Source organism: Moorena sp., assembly GCF_982860115.1.
On sequence record NZ_CEYLVT010000052.1, the window covers coordinates 15,866 to 36,724 of the forward strand.

General features: G+C 44.8%; 18 protein-coding genes. 8 read left to right on the top strand and 10 right to left on the bottom strand.

Annotation, left to right across the window (positions count from 1 at the left end; genetic code table 11):
- Window positions 1–192: 192 nt before the first annotated feature.
- The gene (locus AC4II3_RS11560; RefSeq protein WP_488008663.1) at window positions 193–609 is read left to right on the top strand and encodes a helix-turn-helix domain-containing protein; all 417 of its coding nucleotides are present in this window, start codon (window positions 193–195) and stop codon (window positions 607–609) included.
- Window positions 610–623: 14 nt separating this feature from the next.
- Here the strand turns inward: AC4II3_RS11560 and AC4II3_RS11565 are convergent, their stop codons facing one another.
- The 6 genes from AC4II3_RS11565 to ychF form a co-directional block, all read right to left on the bottom strand.
- The gene (locus tag AC4II3_RS11565) at window positions 624–977 is read right to left on the bottom strand and encodes a phenylpyruvate tautomerase MIF-related protein (protein ID WP_488008661.1); all 354 of its coding nucleotides are present in this window, start codon (window positions 975–977) and stop codon (window positions 624–626) included.
- 194 nt (window positions 978–1,171) lie between these two features.
- Window positions 1,172–1,657, bottom strand: coding sequence for a flavin reductase family protein (locus AC4II3_RS11570; RefSeq protein WP_293071402.1), 486 nt, complete (start codon window positions 1,655–1,657; stop codon window positions 1,172–1,174).
- A 157-nt stretch (window positions 1,658–1,814) separates the two neighbouring features.
- Window positions 1,815–2,231 (bottom strand): zf-TFIIB domain-containing protein, encoded by a 417-nt coding sequence (locus AC4II3_RS11575; protein ID WP_488008659.1) that lies wholly within the window; start codon window positions 2,229–2,231, stop codon window positions 1,815–1,817.
- A 35-nt stretch (window positions 2,232–2,266) separates the two neighbouring features.
- On the bottom strand, window positions 2,267–3,064 hold the full coding sequence (gene cobM / locus AC4II3_RS11580; protein ID WP_488008657.1) for a precorrin-4 C(11)-methyltransferase: 798 nt from the start codon (window positions 3,062–3,064) through the stop codon (window positions 2,267–2,269).
- 251 nt (window positions 3,065–3,315) lie between these two features.
- The gene (locus tag AC4II3_RS11585; protein WP_488008655.1) at window positions 3,316–3,672 is read right to left on the bottom strand and encodes a phage holin family protein; all 357 of its coding nucleotides are present in this window, start codon (window positions 3,670–3,672) and stop codon (window positions 3,316–3,318) included.
- Window positions 3,673–3,699: 27 nt separating this feature from the next.
- Window positions 3,700–4,791 (bottom strand): redox-regulated ATPase YchF, encoded by a 1,092-nt coding sequence (ychF, locus tag AC4II3_RS11590; RefSeq protein ID WP_488008653.1) that lies wholly within the window; start codon window positions 4,789–4,791, stop codon window positions 3,700–3,702.
- Between the two features lie 244 nt (window positions 4,792–5,035).
- On the opposite strand from ychF, the gene AC4II3_RS11595 reads away from it, so the two are divergent.
- Complete coding sequence (locus AC4II3_RS11595; RefSeq protein WP_488008651.1) at window positions 5,036–5,548, top strand: DUF2518 family protein; 513 nt, start codon at window positions 5,036–5,038, stop codon at window positions 5,546–5,548.
- An 86-nt stretch (window positions 5,549–5,634) separates the two neighbouring features.
- Here AC4II3_RS11595 and AC4II3_RS11600 read toward each other — a convergent pair whose 3' ends face one another.
- Complete coding sequence (locus AC4II3_RS11600; RefSeq protein WP_488008650.1) at window positions 5,635–6,414, bottom strand: ABC transporter permease; 780 nt, start codon at window positions 6,412–6,414, stop codon at window positions 5,635–5,637.
- A gap of 524 nt (window positions 6,415–6,938) precedes the next feature.
- Here AC4II3_RS11600 and AC4II3_RS11605 point away from each other — a divergent pair.
- Window positions 6,939–8,066, top strand: coding sequence for a DegT/DnrJ/EryC1/StrS family aminotransferase (locus tag AC4II3_RS11605; protein WP_488008648.1), 1,128 nt, complete (start codon window positions 6,939–6,941; stop codon window positions 8,064–8,066).
- 457 nt (window positions 8,067–8,523) lie between these two features.
- Here AC4II3_RS11605 and AC4II3_RS11610 read toward each other — a convergent pair whose 3' ends face one another.
- A complete protein-coding gene (locus tag AC4II3_RS11610) occupies window positions 8,524–9,273 on the bottom strand; it encodes a DUF561 domain-containing protein (RefSeq protein WP_488008645.1) in 750 nt (249 codons plus the stop codon).
- 159 nt (window positions 9,274–9,432) lie between these two features.
- On the opposite strand from AC4II3_RS11610, the gene AC4II3_RS11615 reads away from it, so the two are divergent.
- The gene (locus AC4II3_RS11615; protein WP_488008643.1) at window positions 9,433–10,536 is read left to right on the top strand and encodes a protein kinase domain-containing protein; all 1,104 of its coding nucleotides are present in this window, start codon (window positions 9,433–9,435) and stop codon (window positions 10,534–10,536) included.
- Window positions 10,537–10,651: 115 nt separating this feature from the next.
- Here the strand turns inward: AC4II3_RS11615 and AC4II3_RS11620 are convergent, their stop codons facing one another.
- Entirely contained in the window at window positions 10,652–13,846 is a 3,195-nt protein-coding gene (locus tag AC4II3_RS11620; protein WP_488008641.1) for a phosphoenolpyruvate carboxylase, read from the bottom strand.
- A 248-nt stretch (window positions 13,847–14,094) separates the two neighbouring features.
- Here AC4II3_RS11620 and AC4II3_RS11625 point away from each other — a divergent pair, with 248 nt between their 5' ends.
- Entirely contained in the window at window positions 14,095–14,859 is a 765-nt protein-coding gene (locus tag AC4II3_RS11625) for a 4'-phosphopantetheinyl transferase family protein (RefSeq protein WP_488008639.1), read from the top strand.
- A gap of 672 nt (window positions 14,860–15,531) precedes the next feature.
- Entirely contained in the window at window positions 15,532–16,083 is a 552-nt protein-coding gene (locus AC4II3_RS11630; protein ID WP_488008637.1) for a response regulator, read from the top strand.
- 69 nt (window positions 16,084–16,152) lie between these two features.
- Here the strand turns inward: AC4II3_RS11630 and recR are convergent, their stop codons facing one another.
- Window positions 16,153–16,749 (bottom strand): recombination mediator RecR, encoded by a 597-nt coding sequence (gene recR / locus AC4II3_RS11635; protein WP_293017409.1) that lies wholly within the window; start codon window positions 16,747–16,749, stop codon window positions 16,153–16,155.
- A gap of 215 nt (window positions 16,750–16,964) precedes the next feature.
- Between recR and AC4II3_RS11640 the strand changes: the two genes are divergently transcribed.
- Entirely contained in the window at window positions 16,965–19,904 is a 2,940-nt protein-coding gene (locus AC4II3_RS11640) for a UvrD-helicase domain-containing protein (RefSeq protein WP_488008634.1), read from the top strand.
- Between the two features lie 46 nt (window positions 19,905–19,950).
- Entirely contained in the window at window positions 19,951–20,751 is an 801-nt protein-coding gene (locus AC4II3_RS11645) for a hypothetical protein (RefSeq protein ID WP_488008632.1), read from the top strand.
- The last annotated feature ends 108 nt before the right edge of the window (window positions 20,752–20,859 follow it).

Below are 20,859 nucleotides of genomic sequence, written 5' to 3' on the forward strand. Positions count from 1 at the left end.
CTAACTCTCCACGTTAACCACTTATAGCCCCCATAGTGTGAATGCAATAGTTTTTCTAACTCTCCACGTTAACCACTTATAGCCCCCATAGTGTGAATGCAATAGTTTTTTTAAACACCCACAGCACCCACTTGCATCTTTTAAAAAATCGTGTTACTATAAATAGTATCGTAAACACAACGGTTTTTCGCCATGATGATTTCTACCGCACAAGCCGCTGAATTACTAGGTATCTCTGCTACTCGCGTCCGTTTCCTGTTGAGCAAGGGCAGAGTTAAAGGTGCTTATAAAGTCGGTAGAACTTGGGTGATTCCCTTATTTGATGGCATGCCCGTGGTTACCCCTGGCACTCGTGGACCAAAGCGGAATTGGTCAAAGCGTACAAATTACACTAAAGCTGTGATCCACGTGAACCAGAAAGTGATTCGCCAAAATCACAAAACTGGCGAACGGAATCCGGTGATTACGGTCAAACGAGGTTCTAATAACACTTACGGTCATACCGTAGAAGTCAATGGCCCCTGTCGGGTCATGTATCGCCCAGATAGCCCCCTACACTGTGGAGCACGGGTATGGATTGAGACGATTTCTGACTTTAAGGTCAGCTGAGCCAGGTCTAAGGTCTAACCAAAGGTTGACCCATTCCAACCCCACATATGTCTCTGGGCATCAGCAAATTCAATATAAATTCGGTTGAGTGCTACACCCAAGGTCTCATTAATCGTCTTGCAAAAATCCTGACTCATGGCCTTAGTTTGAGTTGGCTTCATGGTGCCAATATTTTTAATTTCCACATAGCAAACTGGGTCAAAGCTACCAGCAAACGTCATAGCCAAACCAGGCTCAAACGCTGTCATCACATAAGCTTCTGGTTTTCCCACATGCTCGGCTAGTTTTCCGGAAAGGCTTTTCAGCAACCCTTCAACCGCTGCTGATTCTGGAGCATCAATGGAAGTTTGGACTTTAATTAGCGGCATAGTTTTGATATCACACTCTAGTTGTTGAGGTTTTGAACAGTTGAAATTTTCAGCGGTCAGTGGTCAGTGGTCAGCGGGTCCTTGGGTGGTGCGTTACGGGGCGGGCTGTCGGCGCGAAGAGGTAAAACATGAGGGCAAGCCCGCCCCTAACGCACCCTACGCAACTGACTGCTGATTGCTGATTGCTGATAGCTCTAACCGCCATACTGCCAACCAGTGCTTTCCAGTAACAACTGATCTCCTTCCCGATGAATGCCAGCACCAACAACTTCAGCAACAAATACTGTGTGATCGCCTTCTTCCACACTCCCTCTGACCTGGCATTCTACATAACCGAGGGAGTCAGAAATAATCGGACAACCAGTTACCTCTCCGAAGTAAAATTCTACATCAGCAAACTTATTACCAACGCGACTTTGGGGTTTGAAAAATTTTGCTGCCATATCTTTTTGCCCACTATCGAGGAAGCTTAGGGCAAATACCTCTGTTTTCTTAATGATGCCGTGGGAGCCAGTATCTTGTTTAACACAGTTAACGATTAGTGGCGGTTTGAAAGAAGACTGCATCACCCAGCTGACCGTGAAGCCGTTGATTGTTTCTTCACCATCCCTGACCCCACAGATATATAGACCATGGGGAATTTTGCGCAGCATGGTCTTTTTCGCTTGTTCGTCTAACACGAGTCTTTCTCCCTAAGTTCTTAGCGTTCGCGTAGCGTGACCTTTTGGCCAAAGCCCGACGCTGTCTTGATGCAGTCGCTCATGGGGGTTTCCCCCAAGACCGCGCTGCATCGCTGCGCGAACGGTCAATGGCAATTAGTGTACAAAATTTTGGCGTTTAAAAGACAGGATTGGGGATGTCCTTTTGGGGTCTAAACATGCGTTTAACTCGATGTAGGACACCTCTGGGCTGAAAATTATGCTTATACTGCCTGAATTCCCCAGCATCTAGCCAAACCCCGTGGCATTCAAAACATTTTTCGTACCAGATGCTGTACTCATCAATATCAAGCATCCGGACCATTTTAGCTCCGCAGCGGGGACAGTAAATATCATCATTGATCTGATTCAGCTCAGAGCCAATTTCCGGGTCTCCAATATCTAGATTCTCAGAACCTTTAATCTTTTTGAGTATTTCTGCTTCAAGGGAATCAAACCAAATGCCTTTGCAGTTAACACAGCGGTCTACTTCAATGTCATGGCAGGTAACTGGCTCTAATTTTCCTGTACACTTTGGGCAATTAAGTTCCTTCACACTTCCATACAAAAATTAACTTTGTATTATATATCTTATCCAATAGAGGGCTGAGGACGAAATAGGTGAGAGTGCTCAGGATGATAGAGACGGGAACGGGTTTTAAGGCTATCAGGGTTTAAAGCGGTTTTTAGTGCTGGACTGATTAAGTAAAGGGTTGTCCGAATTAAATTGTGCTCGTGAGACGTTGCTGCCATGTTTTCAAGGTCAACTAGCCAGATTTTTTCATCTGGCCAACCAATGCGAAAGCAAACAGCTACTGGTGTATCGGCAGAATAGTGTTTTAGGAGTTTGGCTTGAGCGGCTTCTACATGACGAGCACTGAGATAGAGACACAGACTAGCTTGATGGGCAGCTAGGGATGCTAATTCTTCTGAGTCGGGCACTGCAGAAGCACGACCACTAATCCGAGTCAGGATAATCGTTTGTACTAGTCCCGGTATAGTTAGCTCAACACCAAGTTGTGCTGCTGCTGCTTGAAAGGCGCTGATGCCTGGGATAAGTTCAAAGGGAATAGAGGCTTCTGAGAGAGCTTGCATTTGCTCGTGGATAGCACTATATAGAGTCAAATCTCCTGAGTGTAGCCTGACCACAGATTTATGCGATCGCACTCGTTCAATCATCAGTGGCACAATCTCTTCCAGGGTTTTGTTGCCAGAGCGAATAATTTCGGCATCAGCACGAACACTCTCTAACATCTGTTTGGGCACTAGAGAATCTGCCACTATAATAACATCTGCCTTTTGGAGTATTTTCAAGGCTTTGACAGTTAATAAGTCTGGAGCCCCTGGTCCAGCACCGATGATGTAGACTGCTGGTGCGATTGAATTCATATAGTAGTTCTCAATTGGGTGAGGTATAAAGTAGTAGGGAGTAGGGAGTAGGGAGTAGGGAGTAGGGAGTAGGGCGTGGATATTTCAAGACAAATGAAGACTACACGGATGGTTTAACCCAGATGCACAGATAAAATAGTCATTTATTATCCGTGTTCAGTGTTTTTATATCCGTGTAGTGCTTACAAGACAAGGAGTTAGAGTTTTTTTCTCCTTTTGCCCTGTTGTGTTTACTTGTTAGTAACCAACAATCAAGTCAAGGTTCCGAGCAGCTTATAGATCAAAGAATTCACGAAACCAAGGGCAATTGCGCCAATCAAAGCGCTCCAAAATCCCCAGCGCAGTCGGAATCCCGTTACCAAAGCAGCGGCTAAGCCAAAAATAATGGCGTTGACCACAACAGCAAAAACCCCAAGAGTCAAGATAGTAAGAGGAAGAGCTAAAACATCCAGGATTGGTTTCAATAGGGCATTGAGAATACCGAACACCACTGCTGAAACCAATGCTTTCCCAAAACTATCAATCTCGACACCAGTTGGGAGTTTGGAAATGATCAACAAACTGATGGCAGTAACCAAACATGCAATTAAAAGACTAACAATATCCATGGGTATAACCCCCTAGAGCACCACTACTTAAACATTAAAGCGGAAAAGCATCACATCTCCCTCTTGCACAACATAATCTTTACCTTCTGAGCGAACTAACCCTTTTTCCTTAGCAGCCGTCATCGCGCCAGCAGCTACCAAATCTCCATAAGCAATGGTTTCTGCTCGAATAAAGCCTCGCTCAAAATCCGTGTGAATTACCCCAGCCGCTTGGGGGGCTTTCATACCAGCAGTAATAGTCCAGGCCCGGGTTTCCTGGGGACCAGTGGTGAGAAAGGTACGTAAGCCCAACAATTCGTAGGTAGCACCAATCAAAGATTTTAATCCCCCTTCTTCCACACCAAGGGACTGAAGAAAATCCTCTCGCTCTTCCTCAGGTAACTCAATTAGTTCTGATTCTACTTGAGCAGAAACCACTACCACTTGAGCATCTTCGGTAGCAGCAATTTGCCGCACTTGCTCGACCCAGTCATTACCAGTGGCTAAGTCATCTTCAGATACATTAGCGGCATAGATAACTGGCTTACTGGTCAGTAACCCCAATTGCTTGACTGACTCGGCTTCTTCTTCTGTTAAACTAATCTGGCGCACTAATTGGCCTTCATTCAACCCAGCACTCAAGGTTTCCAAGGCATCAAGTTCCATCTTGGCATCTTTGTTACTACGAGCTTGCTTCCGGGTACGCTCAATCCGGCGTTCAACTTGCCCTAAATCCGCTAAGGCTAATTCTAAATTAATGACTTCAATATCCCGAGCTGGGTCAACGGAGCCGGAAACATGGATGATGTCATCATCATCAAAGCAGCGCACCACATGGACAATAGCATCGACTTCTCGGATATTGGCTAAAAACTGGTTACCCAAGCCTTCCCCTTTACTGGCTCCCTTGACTAAACCAGCAATATCCACAAACTCAATCCGAGTTGGCACGATTTTATCAGATTCAGAAATCTTTGCCAGAACCTGCAACCGCTGATCTGGGACAGCAACTACACCGACATTCGGCTCAATGGTACAAAAGGGGAAATTCGCAGCATCTGCCTTGGCATTGGCAACTAGGGCATTAAATAAGGTTGATTTGCCTACATTGGGCAGTCCAACAATTCCGGCTCTTAGCATAGCAGTCTAATATAGTGCTTGAAAATGGACAATGGAAAAAGGAGAATTAAACCTATCGGTCAGTTGTTCTACTGTTGTACCAATTGTTGTATCAATTTTCCCATTGGGATTAACCATTATCAGGCACAGCCTCTTGCACAGGTATTGCTCAACCTCCTAATGTACTCAAGTCTAGTTCGGTCACCGGTCAGTTACCAATTACTCATTAGCAATTACCCATTACCTATTACCAATTCTCTAAACTATGCCAACAACAGCTGATTTTCTGATCTACACTCAATGGGCAGGTATTCTGACTTTAGCCTGTGGCTTGATTGCTATAATTGGTTTTATCTTCAAATGGGGCCTCCGGTTTCGCCTTGTGGGAGTCACTGGGTTTATGCTGGTGCTAACAGCTAGCCTTTTCTCGTTATCCTTAGTACCCTTTACCCGTACTAGCATTCCAGGGGCAATCCGATATACTGTAGTCTACGATAATGGTGGCAACCAAATAGTCATTGCTTTGTCCCCTACTGCGACAGAGTCGGAAGTAGAAGCAACACTGCGCCAAGCTGCTAGTAATTTTTATTCCTATGGACGCCTCGGTGGCGCAAATAACCAGTTAACGATTCGAGCCCGGACGATTATCCATCCGGAAGCTGGTGTATCCAAACCGGTATTGTTGGGTCAGGTTATGCGATCGCTTGCTGAGCGTGATGATCCAGATATGGTGATTGAAGTCTATTCAGAAGAATTTGCTCAATTGCCTCAAGAATAATGGGTATGAGGTACACTCAATTTTATTACCTTGACTCCCTACTAAGATTAACCCCGTGACTGTGTACCTCACCCAATTGATAAATGCTATATCGTTAATTGCTCAGACTGATTAAAAAATTGCCGTGTCAACCCATAGGTTATCAATAAGGTTGCGATCAAATTAGTAAATGCGAGCATAAACATAATTAATATCTGATAGGAAGCAGCATTCAAGGGCTCAATACCACTTAACAATTGACCTGTAATGATTCCTGGTAAAGTAACCAATCCCACTACCATCATGGAGTTAAGAGTAGGAATCAACCCAGCCCGAATCGCATCCTTACGGTAACCGGCTACTGCTTGTTGTCCCGTTGCCCCTAAGCTTAAATGGGTTTCGATTTCCAGAGTGCTCTTGCTAATAGTACTAACTAGCCGTTCCCCTGCGATCGCAGCCCCATTCATGGCATTGCCCAGCACAATACCTCCTAAGGGAATCAGGTACTGGGGTGAATACCAAGGTTCTGGTTGAATCATCAATAGATTTGTATAGACTAAGGTCAATGCTGTACTGAAGAACAGGGAACTGAATACTATTGGTAACAATCTCGGTATCTTGTGGTTACTAATCCGATTGCGGGCAGTAATCGTACCAATAGTCAGCATTACCATTAAGATAGCTAAAACAGGGATCGGGTGATCTAAGGCAAAAATCACAGCCAGCACGTATCCCACAACCATGAGTTGTATGATAGTTCGGCCAGTTGCGATCGCTAGTTGAACTTCCAAACCCAGCCTTTGCCAGCTGGATAAACCAATTGCGATCGCCATCATGCCCAATCCCCAAGCTAAATCGCTCAGACCGAGTTCAATTAAAGAATCCACCAACCACCACAGCTAATTTGTTTTAATCCATTGTGTCAGATCGTTTGTTAATTGTGATGGCAGTTGGAGGTTCACAGGTTCAAGGTTCACAGGTTGAAAGTTAACAGGTTGAAAGTTAACAGGTTGAAGGTTAACAGGTTGAAGGTTAACAGGTTGAACGCGATCGCGTGGCCTATTGGCCAAGGTTAATAGGTTGAATGTTAACAGGTTGAATGTTAACAGGTTGAAGACTAGTTTTGAACCATCAACCATCCCAGCATCCCAGCTTCAAACCATCTCACCATCTCACCATCTCACCTTCAACCATTCAGCGTTCAACCTTCAACCATTCAACCATTCAACCTTCAACCATTCAACCTTCAACCTTCAACCATTCAACCTTCAACCATTCAACCTTCAACCAGATAACCTTCAACCAGATAACCTTCAAGGCCAGGAGCAAAAATTACGCTACAGGTTAAATTTGAACCCTTTTTGCGAAAAATTCTGTTTTAATTGAAAGCAATTAAAGGTGTGAGGAACAAGTGAATACTATACCCCCTCTTGACTTAAAACGGCAGTACCAAGTTATTGGAGAACAAGTCAGTGCTGCTGTCGGTGACGTTCTTTCTTCTGGACGTTATATTGGTGGTCCAGTGGTAGAGCACTTTGAGCAACAGTTTGCCGCTTACACCGGTACCCTGGAATGCATTGCATGTAACTCTGGCACAGACGCTCTCTATCTCGCCCTGCGAGCTTTAGATATCAGACCTGGTGATGAGGTAATTACCACACCATTCACCTTCATCGCTACCGCTGAAGTAATTGCTGAAGTTGGTGCTACCCCAGTCTTTGTCGATATCAATCCCGAAACCTTTAATATCGATCTCAATCAGATTGAGAAAGCAATTACCCATAATACTAGAGCAATTATACCAGTTCACCTATTCGGACAGCCAGTGGATATGACTGCTGTGATGGATATCGCCAAGACTCATTGTCTTGCAGTCATTGAAGACTGCGCCCAAGGGACTGGTGCTGAATGGGTAGGAAAAAAGGTTGGCAGTATTGGACATATTGGTTGTTTTAGCTTCTATCCCACCAAGAATCTGGGAACCTGTGGGGATGGTGGTGCGGTAACCACCAATGACAAAACTGTTGCGGCCTCAATACGGATGCTGCGAGACCACGGCAGATCCTCTGGTTATTACCATGAAGTCAATGGTATCAACAGCCGTTTAGATGCCCTACAAGCCGCTATTCTCAACGTAAAGCTACCCTATCTCGATGGTTGGAACAATGCCCGTCGTCAGGTAGCAACCCGGTATCACCAGTTATTGGAGCCATTACCTGAGATAATCCTGCCTCGGGAAACCCCTGGGGGACAGTGTGTCTGGAACCAGTACACCATTCGCCTAACTCAAGATAGCAGCAATAGCAACTATCGGGACGAGGTGCGCCAAAAATTAAAGCAGGCAGGTATTAGTTCTATGGTCTATTACCCCCTGCCGTTACACTTGCAGCCAGTCTACAAAGACTTAGGCTATCACATCGGTCAGTTTCCAGTTGCTGAGCAAGTCTGCCATCAAGTATTGTCCTTGCCAATGTTCCCAGAACTTACCATTGAGGAACAGCAACAGGTGGTTTATGGATTGAAGGATTGTTTAGTTTGAAGGTTGAAGGTTAACAGGTTGATGGTTAACAGGTTGAAGGTTGAAGGTTGAAGGTTAACAGGTTGAAGGTTAATAGGTTTAAGGTTAATAGGTTTAAGGTTAATAGGTTTAAGGTTAACAGGTTAAATGTTAACATTCAACCATCTAACATTTAACCTTGACCTTTGGCCACGCGATCGCGTTCAACCATCTAACATTTAACCTTGGCCTTTGGCCACGCGATCGCGTTCAACCTTCAACCCTTCAACCTTCAACCCTTCAACCTTCAACCCTTCAACCCTTCAACCTTCAACCTTCAACCTTCAACCCTTCAACCCTTCAAACCTTCAACCTTCAACCCTTCAAAACTTCAACCTTCAACCTTCAACCTTCAACCCTTCAAACCTTCAACCCTTCAACCCTTCAACCTTCAACCCTTCAACCCTTCAAACCTTCAAACCTTCAAACCTTCAAACCTTCAAACCTTAACCCCTTGACCCTTGACACCTTCCAGGGCTCCTACCAAGCTGCGAACCGCTGCTACCATTGCCACTTCGCTATCTAACTGATTGATAGCGGAACCAACACCAACACCAGCAGCACCAGCAGCAATGGCCATGGGAACGGTCACACTGGATAATCCGGAAGCACACAACACTGGTACTGAGACAGCACGAGAAATTTCATAGGCAGCTGCCAAGGTTGGTGCCGCTTTTTCAATTAAACCCAAGGTGCCAGCGGAGCGAGGTTTACTGCTGGTACCCCCTTCAGTTTGAATAATATCGGCACCTGCTTTGACTAATTCTGCCGCTAGTTCTACTTGCTGATCTAACTTTAGAATGTGGGGAACAGTTACTGATAATGTTATATTAGGTAGTAATTTACGGGTTTCAATGGTCAGTGCTAATACGTCGGAAGCATCAAACCACTTACCCTGAGCATAAAAGCTATCAAAGTTACCAATTTCAATCAGATCAGCGCCAGCTTGGATAGCAATAACAAACTGCTTTGGTTCTACAGCAGAAACACAAATTGGTAAATCCGTTAACCCTCGTGCCAATCTAACTATATCGGGGGAGGCGGCAATATCGACAAAAGTCGCTCCACCCCGTGAAGCTGCTTTGACTACAGCAGCAACTTTCTGGGGATCAAAAGTATTTAAGCCACTAATTACTTTCAGGCAACGACCTTGGTTTAAGGCTTCGTTTAGTTTGTGATGCATAGTCATAGTTTCTGTTTACCCCTGTATTATCAACCAACTTTACCTAATTTTTAATTAACTGTAGGAAATTTTTTTTCTCTCTGAAGAATTCATCCAAACCCCTATATTTTTGCCTAAACTAAAAGCATATTGGTGCTGATGGCTACTCCTTCTATATACAAATAAATGAATTTCCCGCAAGTCAAGCTATCTCATTTTCACAGTGATGTCTTACAGAATACCGAGTTAGGTCAGCTTTGTGGCAAAAAGCAGCTGTTTCGCGGACGCTATGAAGTGTTACGGATGATTGGTCGAGGTGGTTTCGGTGTAACCTTTCTAGCCAAAGATACATCCTTACCGGGTCAGCCGTTTTGTGTTATCAAGCAACTTTGCCCCAAATTCAGTGATCCAAAAGCATTACATAACGCTCGTCAGCGGTTTGAGAGAGAGGCAAAAATTTTGAACAAACTGGGGACTCACCCCCAGATCCCCATGCTGCTCGATTATTTCGTAGACCATGGAGAATTCTACTTGGTTCAAGAGTACATTCGAGGCATTACCCTAGCTAGGTTGGTTAGGCGTTCTGGTTGCTTATCCCCAGGAGCCGTTAAAAGTTTTCTGCGAGACATACTACCGTTATTGCAGTATATCCATGACCATGGGGTAATACATCGCGATATCAAACCTCAGAATATTATTCTTTCTAATAATGATGATGGTCGGTTGGTACTAATTGATTTTGGGGCAGTTAAGGAGTTAATTGCCCAAGCATCCGATAACAGTGTCAGAAACCCAACTACCCATTTCATCGGTACGGTAGGATTTGCTCCACCGGAACAGTTTACCCTACGACCGGTGTATGGCAGTGACATTTATTCCCTAGGGGTTACCTGTCTTTACCTACTGACTGGAAAAGCCCCCCTACAATTTCAGAGCGATCGCCAAACTGGTGAACTAAAGTGGCGTAAAGCATTGGACTTAAGTGATTCCTTTGCTTATATTCTCAACAGGATGCTAGCTATTTCCCTCAAAGATCGTTATTCAAACGCAAGAGCAATCCTAAGAGCCTTGAATAATAAATCACTTCAAGAGAATCTTGCCGAGTTTCTAGTTATTCAACCTCAAGCTAATCAACACCAAAGACAGGCAAAGCAAGACAGCGGTAAAAATCAGAAGTACACACCTCCTACAGAAAAAACGGCGATCGAGATTAGAAAATGGAAACAAAGGATGCAAGCCAGACACCGCCACAAGGATATCAACAGAGTTGAACATCTATTTAATCATTAGGCGAAATTGGCAATTACAAGGATTCCGGACAAAAAAAGACTGACAGCGAATAACTTCGCCATTGGTTCGTTTTTTATCCTTCATCCTTCATCCTTCATTTTCCATTCTTTACAGGTCAGCCAGTATTACGCATGCCAGCAGCAATACCGTTGATCGTCAATAAGGCTCCTCGTAGTAACTCTCCCTTGCTATACCGGGATTGAACCATACCCAATGTTACCTGGTTGCTATGTTGACGCAGGCGTTTGAGCAAAGATACCTGTAAAAATCCTAAGGGAACGATAGTACCATTACGCAACTGTACCGACCGTTGTAAATTTGGGTCGCCATCTAGGAGTGTTTGGTGTCCTGTGATCGTCAAGACTAAATTGCAGGTAAGGTTAAATTCCTTAGCAATTTGCTCAAACAAATGCTCGAAGCGTTCCAGGTCTTCAGGGTTTGAAAGTTCCTTGAGATAGTGGTGAGCAATTTGTAAATCCACCTTGGCTAAGGTCATCTCTACTTTGGAAATAACCATTTTGAAGAAGGGCCATTTTGAGTAGAAACAGCGCAATAGGTTGATATTTTCCTCTGGATCCTGATCAACAAAGCTTTGTAGGGCAGTGCCAACACCGTACCAGCTCGGTAGCAGGAAGCGGCTTTGAGTCCAGCTAAAGACCCAAGGAATTGCCCGCAGACTGCTTAAATCCTTCTTCCCTGATTTACGCCGTGCAGGGCGAGAACTAATTTGCAACTGGCTAATTTCTTGAATCGGTGTCACTTGATGGAAGAAATCTACCAGATCCGGTTGCTCGTGAATCAGAGCTCGGTAATGGCTACGGGAGGTCTGAGCTAACTCCTCCATAATTTCATTCCAGGGCTGGATATCATCAAAGCCATTATTGAGTAAGCTAGCTTGAATCACTGCTGTGGCTATTGTTTCCAGATGATAGAGCGCTAGTCCTGGCAGAGAGTACCTAGAAGCAAGGACTTCCCCCTGTTCGGTAATTTTGATGCGGCCATTGATACTGCGGCCTGGTTGCGCCAAGATAGCTTCATAAGATGGGCCACCACCACGACCCACTGAACCACCACGACCATGGAAGATCCGTAAACCAATACCATACTCTTGGGCCATGTGCTCTAAGGCTTTCTGAGCTTTGTGGATTTCCCAGTTGCTACTGAGGAAGCCAGAATCTTTATTACTGTCGGAGTAGCCGAGCATTACCTCTTGTAAGTTAGAAGAGGTTAACCCTTTTTCCCGTAGCGTGGCCTTAAGGCCAGGGTTATTTGGTTGTTCAGCTTTGGCGTTCGAGTAGGGTAGGTTATTTAGTTGACGGTTATTTGAGCTAACCTGCATCTGTTGATATCCACCAGCCAAACTAGCACGATACAAGGGTAGCTCAAACAGGGATTTCATCACTGCTGGAGCACGCTTAAGGTCTTCCACTGTTTCAAACAGTGGCACCACGCGAATGGTACTTTGACCAGTAGCTGGGTCATACAGACCAGCTTCCTTCGCCAACAAGAGGACTTCCAACAAATCGCTGGCCGTGTGACTCATGCTGATGATGTAGGTTTGGCAGATTTGGGGACCAAACTCTTGTTGCAGCTGCCGCACCATCCGGAAGGTTTCGATAGTCTCACAGGTTTTTTCCGAAAATGGCAGTTCTGCTGGGATTAATGGACGTCGGGTTCGCAACTCAGCGGTTAACCACAAGCATGCTTCGGATTCCGATAGCAAGTTGTAGGGCTTAGGTAAAACTTGCAGGTACTCAGCAATTTCACTAAGGGCTTCTGAGTGGCGAGAACTTTCCTGGCGAATATCTAGGTGAGCCAGGTAAAAGCCATAAATTTCCACCTGACAGATTAAATTGTCTAACTCACGACAGTTCAACCCGGTTTCCAGCAGATTACTCTCAATCAGCTTTAGTTCTGCCAAGAATTCTTCTCCAGAGCGGTAAAAACTCCAGCTTTTACCATTAGCCATCTCATCTGGTACAGGCATACCATTGGCCAGCTGTTGGTTTCGCTCACGGGTGTTTTCGAGTTTTTGCTTAACGTAAGTCAGTTTGAGTCGATAGGGTTCTTGCCGATAGCGAATGGCGAGCTGTTCGTAAACCTCTGGCAATTGAGAGCGGTCTTGTTCTAGAGAGTCTAACAGTTCCGGTAGCACATCACACCAGTGCAACGACAGACTCAATAATTCGGTCAGATTCTTAACCTCACCTATATATTTACCCAGCACCAAATCTCGTTGATAGCAGGCAGTTTGCCAGGTAATTTGGGGAGTGACAAAAGGATTACCATCCCGGTCTGATCCTACCCAAGAGCCAAAATTAAAGAAGTTCTTAGCGGGTGGGTTCAGCCAGGGGAATGAACCCTTTAAGGCTTGCTTGAAGCGACTATACAACTGGGGTATAGTATCAAACAGTACTTCTTGGAAGTAGTGAAGAGTGTAATCTACCTCATCAAGTACTCCCGGCTTAAACTGATGTAGCTCATCGGTGCGCCACCAGAGGCGAATTTCTTCCATAAGCTTTTGGCTACATTCAGTCACCTCCCAGGACGAAGTGATTCCCAAGGTACCATAGGTTTGCTCCGCTTGGTCTAATTGTTCGAGAATCTTAGCCATCCGTCGCTGTTTACCCCGAATGGTACGACGGACAATTTCAGTAGGGTGAGCTGTGAAAACTAAACGAATATCAAGATTATCAATCAGCCGCTGAATTTGACCTGGTGGCACATTCTGCTTATGCAAGTGGGGAAATAACCAATCTAGTAGCCCTAATTTTCTTTCAGATCCTTGGTTTTCTTGCTGGCTCTTTTCGATAACATTGGTAACGGCACCCCCTGGTTGAGTAACATCATTGCCTATGTCCACCTCTTGCTCAACTGTTACAACAGTTGAGAAAGACGAATTACCATTTTTTGTTAAAATACCTTGGCTGAAGGGGGTTAACTCGGGTTCAGTGCTTCTTCGGTAGGAACGGCGTCTTGAGAGTTGTTGATTTCGCTGTTCATAATGTTGTTCGACAATATTGATCAGCTGAAAGTATAGAGCAAAGGCTCGTGATGCCCGGATAGCCTCATTAAGGTCAAGCTGTTGGATTAAATCAGCTACTGAAGATTTAGGATCTTCAGTGGCTTGTCCTTCTGGAGAACACAATTCCCGCAGTTGCTTGAGTAAATCAACGAGTTCCTGACCACATTCAGATAGGAGAACAGATTCCCACAAATCCTCTACAACTTTAAGTCGATGTCGCAGAAACAGGTCAGAGGTAGCCGGGAAGGTTGAATCTTGATTAGATGGAGATGGGAGAAAACTCATAGGCTCTATCTATTCCCTATACAAAGCTGATCTATTTTACGGGTTTGAGGTTCTTTGGAGTAATTAAGGAACAAGAATTTAAATTTCTTTGGAAATCTCATGGCAGCTTAACATCTTTACATTAACTTTAATACTAAGGCAAGTTATTGGCTATCTGTAAAAATTATTAAATTTATGAAATCTGACTATTGGTCTGACTATCGGGTGTAACTGTGAAACTACAAATCTTTATAAGTTTTTCTTGAACCATGACCCCAGTGTGGCTACTTCCCCCAACACATTTGCAACTATTGAACCATGATGTCCATCTCTGGCGTGCGCAGTTGGAGCTGAGTGAATTATTGATTCAAAAATTGGCAACTACTCTTTCTGAAGATGAGCAGCAAAGAGCTCAGCGATTTTACTTTGAGCGGGATAGAAAGCATTTTATAGCAGGTCGGGGTCTTTTGCGCCAAATCTTGGGTCGCTATTTGGGCATGAACCCACACCAAGTGGAGTTTTGTTATGGAAAGCGGGGCAAGCCAGCCCTCAAGGAAACCTCTGGGGGCAGAAGACTCCGTTTTAATGTATCTCACTCTCATGGACTAATTCTGTATGCTATTACCCGAGATCAGCGCATTGGCGTTGACCTAGAATATCTGCGACCAATGCCAGATGCTGAGCAACTCGCTCAACGTTTCTTTTCCCCCCAAGAGTATGCCGTGATTTGTTCTGTGTCTGAGGAACAAAAGCACAAGGCATTTTTTCAGGGATGGACCAGTAAGGAAGCCTATCTAAAAGCCATTGGTGAAGGATTAGCTGGCTTGGAACAAGTCGAAGTTTCTGTAAATCCAGCTCAACCAACTGCCTTGCTCAGCATCAACAAAGACCCTCAGGCAGTTTACCGTTGGTCTATCGCTGGTTTAACCCCTGCGCCGGGTTACTTGGCGTCGTTGGTTGTCGAAACAAAAGATTGGCAGTTAAGTTGTTTTGATTATACCGAGAAATCAGTGTCTGGTTGGGGTGTGGGGTGACCGGGTGTAGGGTAACGTTAGGCCGCAATAGCAACTGGTTAATCCTAACTGAACCATACCAAGTACTTTGCATCGGAATGCGATTGGCTCTAGGTCACGCGGGGCGCGATGAAGCTGAGGCCTTGGCCTTTGGGCCACGCTACGCGAATGGCCACGCTTTGCGTTCGCGTAGCGGAGGCCAAAGGCCACGCTAAAAGCGAACGGCTTTGCCGAAACGCTTCCGCTAAAAGCGATTAGCCCGAAGGGCGTTGGCTAGCGAACGCATTCCGACGGGGGAGCCTCAACACAGGTTCACCCTGAACGGGTGTGGGGTCTTACCCTAGAATGGCACTAACTATAGCAATCCTAAATCAATTGAGAGAATGTTTGTTCCCTGTTCCCTGTTCCCTGTTACCTGTTACCTGTTCCCTGTTCCCTGTTCCCTGTTCCCTTTGCTATAGGGATAGGTTGTCATATCTCCCACACCTTTTTATCTGGGTATGGCTATAGATTGATAGGGCTGAGTTATCTTAGTTGGGTAGGTCGTGACTTGTCGATCATCGCTAGGCAAACTGGCACTCCCCTGATCCTAAGTTAGGGTGTCCACATTAGCCTCTGGAGTCGGCGACAGTCGCTTCATTCAACATTTGTTTTTTTAAAATTACCTCAAACTACCTTGGAAAGGAGTCAGTCGTGGCAAGTCATAAAATCCTGGTAATCGATGATAGTACGGTAATCCGCAAGCGTGTCAAAGAGATGTTACCTCCGGGTTTTGAAGTCCTCGAAGCTAAAGATGGGGTGGAGGGAATTAATTTAATTTACCAGGAAGATCCTAACTTTATAATGTTAGATTTTATCCTGCCAAAAATGAGTGGACTTGAGATTTTTGAGAAACTTCAAAGTGAGCCTAAATTACAAAAAATTCCTCTGGTATTAATGTCAGGACGAAAAGAAGAGGTAACTGCTAAAATTAAAGAACCTTTTAAGTATTTTTCCTTTATTGAAAAGCCTTTTAATAAAAAGCAGCTGACGGACGCTATCAAAGAATCTATGCAAAAGGCTAAGAAGCGACCAGCAACTCCTGCACCAGCAGCAGTTAGTGCAGCTACCGCTGAGTCGTCAGTCGCATCAGCTCAAGAAATTGCGCAGTTGAAGGCAAAGGTTGCCAAAATGCAGAAGGAAATTGATGCCTTGAAGAAACAGTTAGGTCAGCTGGTGACGTTTATTAAGCAAAAGTTGAAGTAGTTTATGGAAGGATGGAGGATGAAATATCTTGCGATTTGATACTTCATCCTTCACCAATTCTTAGCCCAATTAGTCCAACTCACGACGTCCTTCTAAGGCTCTAGCTAGGGTGACTTCATCTGCATATTCTAGGTCTCCCCCCATGGGTAAACCAAAGGCAATTCGGGTCACTTTGGTAAACGGCCTGATCAGTTGACCTATATATAGTGTGGTTGTCTCCCCTTCTACACTGGGATTGATGGCTAAAATGACTTCTTGAATCGTTTTCTGGCTGACTCGTTGTACAAGTTGCTGGATATGGAGTTGTTCTGGACCAATGCCATCCATAGGGGAGATCACTCCTCCCAGAACGTGGTATTGGCCTCGGTACTCGCGGGTTTTTTCGATGGCAATCACATCCCTTGAGTCGGCAACTACACAGATAGTCTTCTGGTCCCGGTTGGAATTGCGGCAAATTTGGCAGACCGGTTCAGCAGACAAGTGAAAGCATACTCTACAAAAACCAACTTGTTGTTTGGCTTCCACCAACGCTTGCGCTAGGGCTTTGACTTCCGGTGTTGGACGCTTGAGGATATGAAGGGCTAGCCGTTGAGCAGTCTTTGGACCAACTCCAGGCAGGCGTTGTAGCTCTTCAATTAGGCGAGCGAGGGGGCGTGTGTAAACCATCAAGTCAAGATCTCAAATAGGGAATCGGGAATCGGGAATCGGGAATCGGGAATCGGGAATCGGGAATCGAGAGTAGGGAAAGTTTTCATTAAGCATTGAGCCCTGCTAGGTCATCGGATATTTAGAATCACACTGGAAACACTAAACATTAGAGTAGCCTCAGCTATAAGATAAATAGATCTAGCTAGATCTGCGATCGCATTTTATCCGCCCCTATGAGTACAACCCCTGATTTCCTGAGCCACCTCAACCCTTCCCAACTTCAAGCCGTTGAACATTTCTGCGGTCCCTTGTTAGTCGTTGCTGGTGCTGGGTCTGGCAAAACCCGAGCCTTGACCTATCGTATTGCTAATCTAATTCTCAAACACAAGGTCTCACCAGAAAATATCTTAGCGGTGACGTTCACTAACAAAGCCGCACGGGAAATGAAAGGGCGGATTGAGCAAATATTTGCTCAGCAGCTGGCGGAACAGAAGTATGGTCAACGGTTGGAGCTTCTGCCAGAAGACCAACAAACCCAGTTGCGATCGCGTGTTTACAGAACAATCACCAAACCGTTGTGGATTGGCACCTTCCACAGTCTATTTGCTCGGATTCTCCGGTTCGATATCAATAAATACCAAGATGATCAGGGACGGAAGTGGAATCGGAACTTTTCCATCTTTGACGAATCCGATGCCCAGAGCGTGGTTAAAACCATTGTCACTCAAACCTTAAATCTTGATGACCACAAATTTAACCCCCGTTCTGTGCGCTATGCCATCAGCAATGCCAAAAATCGCGGTTTATCTCCCCAGGAGTTTGAGCGAGAACAGTCCAATTTCCGGGGACGAGTGATTGCTGATGTCTATAGTCACTACCAAGAGCAGTTAGCTGCTAACAATGCTTTGGACTTTGATGACCTCATCTTAGTGCCAATGAGGCTATTCCAACAGAATGAGTCGGTCTTAAGCTACTGGCATCAGCAATTTTATCACATTTTAGTGGATGAGTATCAAGATACCAATCGGATTCAGTATGAACTGATTCGCTTGTTGACTACCAATGGCGAAACTCGAAAGAGTCAGTGGGATTGGCAGAATCGCTCAGTTTTTGTAGTAGGGGATGCAGACCAGTGTCAGCCACCGGGTACTCAGGTACTGACTACTGAAGGATATGTTCCCATCGAAGCACTAGACCCAAATCAACATCGGTTAGTCAGCTATAACCCTCATTCTTCCGCAGTAGTTGGCAGAGTGGAAGGTTATCGTTTCAACAAAGCCAGTCGTCCTTTTAGTGGCCATCTGATTGAGGTAACGGTTGATAGCCAAACTACTCGCTCCACACCAAACCATCGATGGCCAATTCGGTGGAATCAGCAAGCTAAGGAAAAGACTCATGTTGTCTACCTAATCCGCCGAGGTCAGTGGTACCGAGTCGGATGGTGCAAGCTATTTAAAAGCGATGGTGGATTTCAGTTAGGCTATCGAGCCAGGGTTGAGAAAGCAGATGCCGCTTGGATTCTGATGACAACCGACAATCGGACAGAAGCTTCCTTCAAAGTCTCTTATATTGCCGCTCGCTATGGTATTCCCACTGCCCCGTTTGAAGCAATTAATGGTGCCACTGAGTACACCCGTCAGATGCTGGAGCAGTTATTTAATGCACTGGGTGATGTGTTACCAGAACGGGGGATTTCCTGTCTTCAAGACTTTGGACTCGACCCAAACTACCCCATTTACAGCCCTGACATTACCTATCAAGGCGGACGGGGTAAAAGTACTATCGAGCTAGCAGCGATTAATTTATTACCAGAACTGATGGATATAGCCGTCTATCAGGGTGGTAAAACAGTGGCTTGGAAACCGATTAGGATTCAGCGTCAGGAATACAGTGGCTTGGTGTATAGCCTAGAGGTAGAGAAGCACCATGTCTACTTTAGCGATGGATTGCTGAGTCATAACTCTATCTACAGTTTCCGAATGGCAGACTTCACCATCCTTCTGGGTTTTCAGCAAGACTTTGGTGACGGTTTACCCGACGAAGATACTCGCACTATGGTCAAGCTAGAAGAAAACTATCGCTCTAGGGAAAATATTCTTCAAGCTGCTAACCACCTGATCGAAAATAATACCCAGCGGATTGATAAAGTTCTGCGAGCAACACGGGGTGTCGGGGAAAAAATCTATTTTTATAGCGCTGATGACGAATTGGAAGAAGCTCAGTTTGTAGTCAGTAAAATTATCCAGCTAAAACGACAAAATCCAGAAATCGATGGAGGCAGCTTTGCTATTCTTTATCGTACTAATGCTCAATCCCGTGCCTTTGAAGATGTCTTGATCAGAGCAGATATTCTCTATACTGTAGTTGGTGGGTTAAAGTTCTATGACCGTAAAGAAATTAAAGATTCTCTGGCTTACCTCAGAGCGATCGCAAACCCATCCGACACTGTTAGTCTATTGCGCATTATCAATACTCCTCGACGAGGTATTGGACAAACTACCATTAACAATCTGGTCACAGCTGCCCAAGAATTAGGAGTTCCCCTGTGGGAAATTCTCAGTGATGAAACCTCAGTTCATACATTTGCGGGAAGGTCAGCTAAAGCAGTCAATAAATTTGCTCAGCTTATGTCTCAATGGCAGGAGCAATTGGAAGACCGAACAGCATTAGAAATTCTCAAAGGGATTATGGAGGAGTCTGGTTATATTGGCGATTTGAGAAACAAAGGAACTGAAGAAGCTGAGAATCGATTGGAAAATATTGTGGAATTGTTTAATGCAGTGCTGCAATTTCAAGAAGAAAACGAAGATACGAGCTTAGAAGGGTTTCTTGCTAATGCAACTCTTGCATCTGACATGGATAACCTCGAAGAGGGGCAAAAAGCAGTTTCTTTAATGACCCTTCACTCTGCTAAAGGGCTAGAATTTCCCATTGTCTTTCTAGTCGGCCTAGAGCAAGGACTGTTTCCTCACAGTCGTAGTCTCAGAGATCCTGTAGCATTGGAAGAAGAACGGCGTCTGTGTTATGTAGGGATTACTCGCGCTCAGGAACAACTGTTTTTGTCCCATGCTCATGAGCGACGCTTTTATGGGAATCGGGAACCAGCTAACCCTTCTCAGTTTCTCGAAGAGTTACCCTCAGAGTTAATTGAGAGTAAAGTGGGAATCTTTTGATAGTCGCGTCGGTACTTGATACTTAATACTTCATCTTGGACAACAGATGCCTTGGCAATTTCCTCAAAGACTAACCCAATCCCTAGGAGCAATCATAATTCTCCTAGGTTGTATAGTAGCAGTTGGAAAGCTACAGCAACCCCAACTCAATGCCCTCAAACAAAGCTCCAAAAACACCTCACCTGCAGACCTCCAGCAAGACGTAGAAGCAACACAAGTGTATCTAAATCTGCTTGAGAGACTACCTACATTTGGCTTCGATAATGTATTAGCTGACTGGGTATTTTTGAATTTCCTTCAATACTTTGGTGATCAAGACGCTCGCCGAATTACCAGCTATCAGCTTAGCCCAGAGTACTTTGAGGTTATTATAAACCGAGACCCCAAATTTTTAACAGCGTATTTCTTTCTATCTAGCAGTAGCTCCTTATATGCAGGAATGCCAGAAAAATCGGTCGCCTTAATGGAAAAAGGACTCCAGTCACTATCCCCTAAAGTTCCTCCTCAGTCTTATTATGTGTGGCGTTACAAAGGAATTGATGAATTATTATTTTTGGGTGACCCTAAAGCCGCCCAACAATCCTTTGAAAAATCAGCCGATTGGGCAAGTCAATCCCCTGATGAACAAAGTCAAAACGTTGCTGAAATTTCCCGCAACACTGCTGAATTTATCAGTCGAAATCCTACTAGTAAGATAGCTCAAGTGAGTGCTTGGTCAATGGTTTTAAATAACTCCCCTGACCCTCGCACTAGCAAAATAGCCATTAGTAGAATTGAAGCCCTAGGTGGTAAAGTTATCATCACACCAGAAGGAGCAGTTAAAATTCAAATGCCCCAGACAGATTAATAGTGTTTATTGTTTAAGGTTAGAAGGTTTGAAGGTTTAAGGTTAGAAGGTTTGAAGGTTTGAAGGTTTGAAGGTTTGAAGGTTTGAAGGTTTGAAGGTTTGAAGGTT